Genomic DNA, 10,578 nt, shown 5'->3' with positions numbered 1-10,578 from the left:
GCGATCGATACCACCGGCGTTGAGGGTGTCAAGTGGGTTGCTTCCTTTGCGCCGCGGTCTCAAGTCCGGCGCGGCGACAGTATCCAGATCTTGGCTGACATCAGCAGAGCCCATTGGTTTGACCCCGAAACTGGCGGCGCAGTTCGCAACTGAGTAACGACAATCTGTCAACGAGGGCTTAACGCCAGATTTTTCGATAAGTTCGAGACCGGTGGGCAGTTCGTGAGTCTTGCCACCAATGCAAATGAATGGAGAACAGATGCGTCGCATCACCAAAGGCGTAGCCATTGCCGGAGCGGTCATGCTCGGCCTGGCTGCCTGCAGCAGTGACAGCGGATCGAACGCGGAGTCGGGAACTTCGCTGACGATTTGGGCTGATGAAAAACGTGCCGGTCCGATTGGAGATTTGGCGAAATCCTGGGGTGAAGAAAACGGCGTCGATGTTTCAGTTGAGCAAGTCAACTTCGACTCCATGAAAGACCAGTTCCTGCAGCAGGCGCCGCAGGGGCAGGGCCCTGACATCTTGCTGGGTGCCAACGACTGGGCTGGCGAGTTCGTCGGTAGCGGGTTGGTATCCCCGATTGAGTTGGGCTCTAACAAGTCAAACTTCTCCGAGACCGCCGTTAACGCTTTCACGATCGACAGTTCCAACTACGGTGTGCCGGTTGCCACCGAGAACATTCTCTTGTTCCGCAACACTGATCTTGCGCCCGATGCGCCGGCCAGCATGAACAAAATGGGAGAAGTCGGGCTGCAACTGAAAAAGGACGGTAAGACCCAGTACCCGGTAGGGCTGCAAGTTGGTGACGAAGGCGATGCTTATCACGCTTTCCCATTCTTCTCGGCTGCTGGTGGCTACTACTTTGCTGGTCCTGACTCCGAGGGGAACTACGACACCTCGGATCTCGGACTCACCAGTGAAGGCGGCCTTGCTTGGGCCGATGCCTTCTCCAAGTGGGGCAAAGAAGGCGTGGTGAAGTCCACCTTCGTTGGTGACGACCTCACCAACGCCTGGTCGCAGGGCAAACTGGCCTATTGGATCACCGGACCTTGGAACAAGGAGACCGTTGAGGATGCTGAGAAGAAGAACAACGTGAAGTTCAGCGCGGAGGGTCTGCCCACCTGGGACGGCTCGGATAGCAAGGCTGTGCCGATCGTGGGTGCGCAAGGCTTCTTCATGAACCAGGGTTCGGACAACAAGACCACGGCCCAGGCCTTCTTGGATGCCACGATGACCACTGCCTTCATGGACAGCCTCTACGCTGCCGATCCGCGCCCCCCGGCCTGGAAAGAGTCGCTGAAGGCTGCTGACGATGATCCGATCATCAAGGCTGTGGCTGAGTTCGGCGAAGGTGGTTTTCCGAACCTGCCGAAGAAGGTCATGGGAGTCATGTACGAAGAGTTCGGTCTAGCCGAGAAGAAGATTCTCGATGGAGCAGATCCGACCAAGACCATGGAAGAAGCTCAGGCGAACGTCGAAAAGCGTAGCCAGTAGTTGACGATCAGATGGAGCCCGCCGCCGGTGAAAATCGGAGGCGGGCTCTTCTGCTGTGGAGGTTGTCATAGCGATGTGGGCACATGATGAATGGTGGCGGGATGCCGTGTTCTACCAGATCTACCCGCGCTCGTTTGCGGCAACGAATAGCCCGAGTGGAGTCGGTAACTTGCGCGGAGTTATCAGCCGCTTGCCGTACATCGCTGACCTAGGTGCTGACGCAATTTGGCTGTCACCGATATTTGTCAGTCCACAAAAGGACCACGGCTACGACGTCGCCGACTACTACGATATTGATCCGCTGTTCGGCACCCTGGCGGACTTTGATGAACTCGTGGAGCGGGCACACGAGTTGGATGTGCGGGTGACGGTGGATCTCGTTCCCAACCACACTTCTGACCAGCACGAATGGTTTCAAGCTGCTGTCGCCGCGGGTCCGGGCAGTCCGGAGAGATCTCGATACTTATTTCGAGATGGTCGCGGCCCATCGGGAGACGAGCAGCCCACGGATGTAGTGAGCAGTTTCAGCGGGCCTGCCTGGACTCGGATAACTGAGCCGGATGGTTCGCCGGGGCAGTGGTATTTCCACCTATTCGCCAGCGAGCAGCCAGACTTGAACTGGCAGAATCCCGAAGTCCTTGCAGAGTTTGAGCGAGTATGGCGGTTCTGGCTGGACCGTGGCGTGGATGGGTTTCGGGTGGACGTGGCCGATCACCTGACCAAGGACATCTCCCGAACCGATAAGGCGGAGGGCAACCAGCTTCTGGAGCACGAACCTGATGCCCGAACCCATCAGGTGTGGCGACGATTTCGTCAGATATTGAACGAGTACATCCCCGATCGAACTGCAGTGGGAGAAATCTGGGCAGTCGGTGACGATCAAGCCCTTTACGGGCGTCCGGACGAGTTTCCGCTCATGTTCAACTTTCGATTCCTCAAGGCGGGCTGGGACATGCCGGAACTGCGGGCCGCTGTCGATGAGGCGCTGCTGCGCCGGGGCTCCGCAGGTGCCACGCCGGTGTGGGTCCTCGACAACCACGACATGGTGCGAAGTGCCACAAGGTTGGCGGACGATCCGCAAGATGGGCTAGCTCGGTCACGGGCGCTTTCGCTGTTGATGTTGTGTTTGCCCGGGACGGTTTACCTTTACCAAGGCCAGGAGCTAGGGCTGCCGAATGTAGACGACCTACCCGACGAGGTGCTGCAGGATCCGATTTGGGAGCGGTCTGAGCACACCGATCGAGGTCGCGACGGCTGCCGAGTCCCGCTGCCCTGGTCGACGGCAGGCTCCTCGTTGGGCTTCGCGGATGACCCGCTGGTGGATCCTTGGCTACCGCAGCCGACTACTTACGCTGAGTTGGCCGTGGAAGAGCAACGTCAGCAGCCAGAGTCAACATTGCAGTTTTTCCTGGCCTTGCTGCGGCTTCGTCGTGAGAGTGCAGCGCTGCGGCACGGCAGTCTCGCCTGGTTGCCTACCGTTCCTGGGGTGCTTCATCTGGAGCGACAGCAGGGCGACGATCGGATCGAAGTTGTCGTCAACGGATCTACTAAGCCAGTGGCACTACCCAGCGGCACCGTCCTCATCTCCTCCGGTGAGGTCCTTGCGGATCGTGTATTGCCACCGAATACCGCCTGCTGTCTGGTCCGCGACTAACCGCCGCATGTGAGACACCTGTCGGCCGACCTCTATCATTAGGTCGGCTAGTGATGGGAGGTTTGGACAGTCATGGCAGAGGCAGCTAGCTGGACCACCCGCAGTGGACTTCCGGTGCTAGTCGAACCCATCTTTGTCGGTGGTGTCCCTCGCAGCGGCACCACAGTAGTTGGTAAGAAACTCCTCGGTCGGCAGCGTCGTATTGCTTGTACCAAACCCGCAGAGATGTGGTTCTTTACAGACACCGGTGGTCTATGTGACGTCGCTGCGCGTGGCAGCGATTCCAGCGGCTATCGCCGTGCCCAGGTCAACGCGTTACGCCGAGGATCGTTGTCACCGCTGAAGGCATTTGAAGACCGAATGCAGGGCTTCTGGTACGCCCGACCGTGGTGGAAAGACGGCCGGGATAAGGGGCTGTGTGAAAGTATCTCGCGAGCGGATCTTGCGGCTGCGTTGACCGTGTTTCACGAACGTTACGACCAGGATCCAGTTCAGGCTGCCCGGCTGTTGGCTGCGGATATCATCGACCCGAGTGTCCGTGCCCGTGGCAAGTCTCGCTGGGTAGACACCACCCCGGCCAACGCTAAGCGCATTGATGATCTTTACCGGATTTTTCCGGACCTGCGATTGGTGAACATGATCCGGGACGGTCGCGACGTTGCCGCTTCCATCGTCAGTCGGGGATGGGGCACCGATGACCTGATGGCTGCACTGCAACAATGGCGGGAACTCATGATCGCCAATCACCAAGCCATTCAGCGAATTCCGTCCGAGCAGGTGCTTGACGTCAGGCTGGAGGAGTTGGCCAGCCCGGAGGGCAGACCCATCTACCGGTCACTGCGGCAATTTCTGGGTGTGCACAGCAACAAGAAAATGCGGCGATTTTATCGACGCAAGGTCAACCACACGAAAGGGCACGTGGGCCGTTGGCGCAGTGACCTGACATCGAGACAGCAACGGCAGATCGATGACGCCTATCGAGAGATGCTGGTGGAACTCGGTGAAATGGGCATGACGGTGCCCGTTTCACCGGAGTAGTAGATCGCCATGAACGAACGAGGAAAGAAATCGCCGATAGGTGGCAACAGCCGGTGTCCCCGCTCTAGGGTCGCCTCAGCGGGAGGTGCGCATGGGAGCGTGGAGTGAGAGCCGGACACTGACTGGACTCACCTGGGGCATTGTCAAAGGCAACCTGTACATGTTGCTGTTTCCGGTAGTGGCAGGGGTCGTAGCAGCGGTGCTCGTAGTCGCCGTAGCCGGCGTTGGCTTAGGGTTACTTGGGCTCACCACGACTGCTGAGGACTACCTCGAGTCGGGTCAGGTCGACGAAAGCCCGGCACTTTTTATTGGGCTGCTCGTACTGATTGCTGCTGGGTACTTGGGAACGCTCGTCACCCAGATTTGTATGGCGGGACTAGTCTCGGCGGCGGACAAAGAACTACGTGGCGAAGACTCCTCGTTCGGGGCTGGTATCAGCGCTGCCCTGCGGCATCTGCCAGCACTGCTGGGTTGGGCCGCGATCCAGGCCCTCGTGGGTTGGTTGTTGGCGGCTTTACGAAACGGCGGTCAAGGGGGATCGTCGATCCAGCAGGCGGTAAGGATCGGGTTGGCGGGTGTGGCGCAAGTAGCTTGGTCGGTTGTTTCCTTCTTCGTGCTGCCGTCGATTGTGCTGCGAGGTAACGGCACGATCAGGGCGCTGCGGGAGTCCTACGCCATGATTCGGATCACCTGGGGTATGCAGATCGCTGGCGGGGTACGGCTAGGTTTCTTCGTCGTTTTTTTGGGATTGCTCCCCGGTATCGCCGCAACTGTCGGCGGGGTACTGCTGCTGTTCAACGAGCAAGTTGGCTTGGGAATACCCGTCACTGCGCTGGGCCTGATCGTGATCACAGCTAGCCAGGTGCTCATTAGCACCCTGCGAGCAGTTTTCTCGGTGGCGCTTTTTCATTACGCCGAGGACGGTGAGGCAGTCGGTCCGTATGCTGCTGACCAGTTGCAGCGTTCAGTGCACGTTCGATCGTGACTGCTAGTCGACTGAGCAGTTGCCGAGGCTGAAATGATTTACCCGTGGTTGCCCTGAGATCTGAACTCCCAAGTAGGAGCCAAGCACGATATCGAGATTTCTCGGGCTGAAAACAAAACAACTGGCGTAGGAATCTGGATAGAGCGGCCCGGGCTGTGTCTGGAAGTCGACGTAGTACGTGGCCTTGCGACCAGTTCCCTCTTGGCGAATCGAGTCCAATTGCAGTTGGTTGGTCGGAGAAAAACTGCGGCGGGCTTTGGCCAGATATTTCGCAGCAGGTTGGTCGGAGTCACGCCAGACGAACTCAGCCGCAGCATCCAACAGACTTGGCCCGAGTTCCCGCAGTACTTGTTGATGGCGGGGGCGCTCAGGTAGCTGCTGGTAACCGGTGGAATACACCCAGGTCTTGGCCCAGTCCGACAGATCCTGACTGCTGATTTCTTCAGCCTGCTTGATGACTGCTGCGGTGCTGGTGGAGGTGCCTGGCGGAAGATCGACCAACTCACGCAACACTCGCCAGAACATTTCGTCGCCGAGTTTATGGCGCAACGTGTGGACTGCAGCTTGTCCCCGGAAGTACGGCGTGGAGTTCAACAGGTAGCGAGGGGTGGGATCGGCCAGGGGAACTCGCTGGAACTGACCATGGAAGCCTCGGTACCAGCCGTCCTGAACGTATTGTTCATGCACAATATTGGCGAGTAGGCGACCTCGCCGCTCTGCCACCTCGACGTTTTCTAGGTAGGTAGCGAACCCCTCGTGTAGCCACATGTCGCGGGCTTGCCGTGCCGTAAGCAGGTTGCCAAACCACATGTGCGCTTGTTCGTGCAGCACAGTGGCGCGGGAGGTGAAGTAGGTGCCGGGGCTGTAGGTAGGTCTCCCGGCCGTTTCCATGGCGGACTCGAGACCAGAAACAACAATCGCGCCGGTGCTTTCGAAGGGGTAGGGCCCAAGTTTGGGCCGCAGCCAGCGAATCGCGGCTGCGGTCTTGCGACGCATCTCTGCCACCGAACTGCCGGAGCCTTTTGCAACGGCAGTAAAGGCCGGCAGCCCAGCGACAGATTGATCGCTATACCGGAAGCGATCGACCGCGACAGTTTGGATATAGGGCTGAATCGGAGTGCTCATATGCCAGCGGCTGGTTGTCTTGCCAGCCTTGCTGCGGATGCCCTGCAGCCGGCCCGTGGACACCCCCAGCAGACCGGCAGGGGTGGTGATCCGGGTTCGCCAGGTTGCCTTGTCGAAGAAGACGTCGTTGCAGGGAATCCAGGCGGAGGTCCCGGTGGGTTCAGTAAAGGTGACCGAACCGCCGGGGGTGCGTAACCAGCCGTACACGCCACGGCCGGACTCATCCTTGATCGGGCGGGGCTTTCCCGCGTAGCGGATGGTGGTGGTGAAGGATTGACCTGCGGCAACCGGTGTGAACTTGTTGACGTAGATTTTGCGGCCGGTATGCCGAAACTCGGCAGATTTCCCGGCAACCTTCACTTGACGAATGTTCAGCCCCCGACGCGCATCCAGACTGAAGGAACTCAGGTCGCTCTCGGCGAGGATTCGCAGTGTCGCGCTAGCACGCTTGATCCCGCCGGTGGATCGTTGATAGTGCAGCGAGACGTCATAGTGCTCTACATCAATATCGGGATTGCCGCTGGGTGCGAGATAGGGGTCTTCGGCGGTAACGGGTTGGGCCATTACCGGTGTAGTCACGTTTAGCGACACTAAGGCAGCGAAGGTGACTACGGTGGCGGAACGAAAGCAGATCCGAGCGAGCGGGGAAGACATTGGCCCCCGTTCGTCAGAGAAATGTGCCACGCATAGTGAGGTGGGTAATACAACGTAACCCGGGATCGCAGTCGAGGGAATAGTTGCGCTAGATCGAGGCCGATTCGCAACCGGCTAGCCAACGCAGTCGCGCCGCGTTGCTGGGCCCGCGCTGGTCTTGTTCGGCAATCTGGCTCTGGACAGGAAATGCCTATCCGATAGCGCAATACTCCCAGCAGCGGCCCTATCCGGGGGCCGCAATGAGGAGGCCCCGTGACCAAGAAGATCTCAAACACCGACCGCTACCAGCACACTCCGGCACAGATCATGGCCATGCTGCAGAACACGGACTATTTGACGGAGAAGTACACCGCGCTTGGTGACATCCAGTTCGATGTTGTGGAGCAGACCGCGGCGGATGGTAGCTATGTGCTGCGGATAGACCGTGAAGTGGAAGCGAATCTCCCCGACTTCGTGAAGAAGTTCAAAGAGACCAACGCCATGAGCCAAACCGAGAGTTGGACTGCAGATGGTGATGGTTGGTCGGCCACTATGACCATCGATGCCTCACCGGCCAAGATGACCGGAAAGCAGGTCATCAAGCCAGTAGGTGATGGTGAATCCGATTGGACTGTGGAAATGGAAATCAAGGTCGGAGTTCCGTTGGTTGGTGGAAAAGTTGAAAAGGTCATTGCCGAGGAATCGATGAAGCAGTTCGGTTTGGAGTACCAGTTCAATCAGCAGTGGTTGGCTAGTAACTCTGCTTAGACGTAGCGAGTTCGGTCTAGGGCAACCAACTGATTCGATCGGACAGTAGCGCGTAGCCGACAAAGGCGGCGACGTCGATCAAGAAGTGCGCCACCACCATCGGGCCCACGCGCCCCCAACGGCGAAATAGCCAGCCGAAAAGTAGCCCCATGGCGAAGTTCCCGACGAAACCACCAAAGCCTTGGTAGAGGTGGTAGGCGCCGCGTAGCAATGAACTGAGCAGTACGGCGGGTAGCGGCCGCATCCCGATCTGGTCCAGCCGGTGCAGCAGAAAACCTAGAATGACCACCTCTTCCAAAACTGCGTTTTCTGCTGCTCGCAGCACGAGAAAGAGCCAGTCCCACCAGCCGGTAATTGCGGCGGCTGCGATCTGGACACTCAAACCGGCCGAATAGGCCGCCAGATAGAGCACCAATCCAGTGCCACCGACCAGGCCCGCCAGCGCAGCGCCTCGACCCAGATCACTGGCGGGCCGACGCAGGTCAAAGCCGATAGTGGTCAGCGACTCTCCGGATCGGTAGAGCAGATAGCCGACGAGCGCTACTGCCCCAAGCGGTAGCAGCAGGAAAGACAGTTGATAGGCGGCATCGAGCCAGGGTCGGTCCGGAGTGACTGGAGCGATAATGCTCGCGGTCTGATCGTTAAGCGGCTGCCCCGAAGTCAACCGATTCCACAGGTTGAGCATCGCACGGACCGCTGCCGCGCCTAGGGAGAGCCATAGGACGAGGACTATTTCCCAGCGAAGGGCGGGCTTCGGAGTATCAGGGCCGGTGTCGTTGGCAACCCCAGTCATTGTCTGACCGGCCGTTCGTCAGCGGATGCGCCGACGAACGGGAAACTACTCGTCAGCTTCCTCGGCGAGACGCTCCTTCTCCCGCTCGTAGGACTCAAGGATTTCTTTCTCCGCCTCAGTACGGCCTGCCCAGGTTGCGCCTTCGACGGACTTGCCCGGCTCCAAGTCCTTGTAGATAAGGAAGAAATGCTCAATCTCTCGACGATCGAACTCGGGCACATGGTGGATGTCACGCAGATGCTCCATGCGGGGATCCCCGGCTGGAACGCACAACAACTTGTCGTCGGAGCCGGCTTCATCGGTCATCTGATACATGCCAAGTACTCGGCATTCGATCATGCAGCCGGGAAAGGTCGGTTCCTGCAGCAGCACCAGACAGTCGAGGGGATCGCCGTCGAGGCCCAGGGTGTCGTCTACGAAACCGTAGTCGTGGGGGTACCTTGTCGAAGTGAACAAAAGGCGGTCAAGCTTCAGGCGCCCTGTGACGTGGTCGATTTCGTACTTGTTTTTGCTGCCGCCGGGTATCTCAACCGTGACCGCGAAAACCAGCGGTGTGTTGTCTGACACTTTTTGCTCCTGTCGCTCGGGCGTCGCTCAACATCTTGGTGGCAAGGCATGATCGGTCGCTACCTGAATGGGAAATTTGGCGGTCCAAAGTTCGCTGGGTCACCGGCGCCCGGATCCGGAGACTTCCTGCTGCGGCGACTGTTTCGCAGTTTTTTGCCGCGGATCATCGGATCCTGTGTTGTCGTGCTTTTACTCGTCGGCTCGGTTCCGCCGCGTGCTGGGGCGGAAGGGGCCACACTCACGGTACTTCCCCCGGTGCCAGCCGACGCCGGTATCGAACAGGATCCAGCCCAAGTAGCCCAGCAGATTTCCTCCCAAGCGAAAGCAAAGCAGCTAGGGAAGAAATCGGGTTTGTTCGTGATGGATGCGAGCACCGGCGAGGTGCTGTTCGACCAAAATGGCGCCGCACCACTGGTTCCGGCATCGAATGAAAAAATTCCTACAGCGGTGGGAGTGCTTTCTGCTTACGGCGCCAACGAGCGGATCACCACCCGAGTGACCCAGGTGGGTCAGACTCTCTACTTGATCGGTGCGGGTGATCCGCTGCTCGCTTCCCGCAAGCCACCCAACAGTGCGACTGAACCGCAATACCCGGCGCTGACATCCATGAAAGCGCTGGTGCGTGATGCGGCCGCGGCGGTTGCGGCGACCGGTGCGGGTGAGTTCGACATCAAATACGACAACTCGCTGTTTACCGGACCGGATTGGGGTCCGGACTGGCCGCAGTACTTCCGAACGAGTGGCATCGTGTCGCCGGTATCTGCGCTCATCGTTGATGATGGCAGCCTTGGTGGTCGCTGGGGGGCCAAGGTTGCCGATCCGGCCGAAGAGGCCGGATTGCGCTTCGCTCAGATGCTCAAGAAAGCGGGAGTGTCGGTCGGGGAGGTGAGCGCCGGCAAGTCACCTGCAGAAGCGACCGAGGTGGCTACTGTCGCGTCGGTACCGATCCACGAGATGGTGTATCAGACGCTGACCACCTCTGACAACGACACCGCCGAGATGCTGTTTCGGCTCGCCGGAGTAGCGGCTGGCTACGGCGGTTCCTTTACAGGGGGAGCCCAAGCGGTTCGTGCGGCTCTCGCCGAGATCGGCGTCAGTGCAGATGGCATGCAGTTTGCCGACGGCAGCGGACTATCTCGCGAAAACCGGATGTCGGCGCAGTTGTTGACGCAGATCCTGCGCCGAGCCGTGAACTCTCAAGATGGGCTGTGGTCGCTAGCGAGTGGACTAGCAGTCGGCGGAGCTACTGGTACCTTGCGCTATCGGTTCGACGATCAACTGACCAGTGATGGTGGCGGCTGGGTCCGTGGAAAGACCGGAACATTGAACTACGTGTCCAGTCTCGGTGGTTTCGTGCAATCTAAGAGTGGCCGGGTGCTGGTGTATGCGGTCATCGCCAACGACGCAAAGTCTTCCTTTGACGCCTCAACCAAAATCGATCAGTTGGTTGCCAAGTTGGCAAATTGTGGCTGTCCGGGCAGCGACCGCTAGTGGGGCACTGCGGAAGTTCATAGGCCGCG

At 59.1% G+C, this 10,578-nt stretch carries 9 protein-coding genes; 6 read left to right on the top strand and 3 right to left on the bottom strand.

Annotation, left to right across the window (positions count from 1 at the left end):
• The first annotated feature begins 259 nt into the window (after nt 1-259).
• The 4 genes from K0U62_05105 to K0U62_05090 all read left to right on the top strand — a co-directional run bounded on the left by K0U62_05105 (nt 260) and on the right by K0U62_05090 (nt 5,172).
• Entirely contained in the window at nt 260-1,495 is a 1,236-nt protein-coding gene (locus tag K0U62_05105) for an extracellular solute-binding protein (GenBank protein ID MCH9800903.1), read from the top strand.
• A 73-nt stretch (nt 1,496-1,568) separates the two neighbouring features.
• The gene (locus K0U62_05100; protein MCH9800902.1) at nt 1,569-3,149 is read left to right on the top strand and encodes a glycoside hydrolase family 13 protein; all 1,581 of its coding nucleotides are present in this window, start codon (nt 1,569-1,571) and stop codon (nt 3,147-3,149) included.
• Nucleotides 3,150-3,221: 72 nt separating this feature from the next.
• Nucleotides 3,222-4,187 (top strand): sulfotransferase, encoded by a 966-nt coding sequence (locus K0U62_05095; GenBank protein MCH9800901.1) that lies wholly within the window; start codon nt 3,222-3,224, stop codon nt 4,185-4,187.
• Nucleotides 4,188-4,278: 91 nt separating this feature from the next.
• A complete protein-coding gene (locus K0U62_05090) occupies nt 4,279-5,172 on the top strand; it encodes a hypothetical protein (protein MCH9800900.1) in 894 nt (297 codons plus the stop codon).
• A 3-nt stretch (nt 5,173-5,175) separates the two neighbouring features.
• Here the strand turns inward: K0U62_05090 and K0U62_05085 are convergent, their stop codons facing one another.
• Complete coding sequence (locus K0U62_05085; GenBank protein MCH9800899.1) at nt 5,176-6,951, bottom strand: M1 family metallopeptidase; 1,776 nt, start codon at nt 6,949-6,951, stop codon at nt 5,176-5,178.
• 252 nt (nt 6,952-7,203) lie between these two features.
• Here K0U62_05085 and K0U62_05080 point away from each other — a divergent pair, with 252 nt between their 5' ends.
• Nucleotides 7,204-7,698: a DUF2505 domain-containing protein gene (locus K0U62_05080; GenBank protein MCH9800898.1), complete on the top strand. Its 495-nt coding sequence runs from the start codon at nt 7,204-7,206 to the stop codon at nt 7,696-7,698.
• A 16-nt stretch (nt 7,699-7,714) separates the two neighbouring features.
• On the opposite strand, the gene K0U62_05075 is transcribed toward K0U62_05080, so the two are convergent.
• Entirely contained in the window at nt 7,715-8,491 is a 777-nt protein-coding gene (locus K0U62_05075; GenBank protein MCH9800897.1) for a CPBP family intramembrane metalloprotease, read from the bottom strand.
• Nucleotides 8,492-8,536: 45 nt separating this feature from the next.
• Nucleotides 8,537-9,040: an inorganic diphosphatase gene (locus tag K0U62_05070; protein MCH9800896.1), complete on the bottom strand. Its 504-nt coding sequence runs from the start codon at nt 9,038-9,040 to the stop codon at nt 8,537-8,539.
• A 66-nt stretch (nt 9,041-9,106) separates the two neighbouring features.
• On the opposite strand from K0U62_05070, the gene dacB reads away from it, so the two are divergent.
• Nucleotides 9,107-10,549: a D-alanyl-D-alanine carboxypeptidase/D-alanyl-D-alanine-endopeptidase gene (gene dacB / locus K0U62_05065; protein MCH9800895.1), complete on the top strand. Its 1,443-nt coding sequence runs from the start codon at nt 9,107-9,109 to the stop codon at nt 10,547-10,549.
• Nucleotides 10,550-10,578: the final 29 nt, after the last annotated feature.

Source organism: Actinomycetes bacterium (assembly GCA_022599915.1).
Classification (GTDB): Bacteria; Actinomycetota; Actinomycetes; order S36-B12.
The sequence above is the reverse complement of the archived record's forward strand: the minus strand, read 5'-3'. Positions and strand labels throughout refer to the sequence as shown.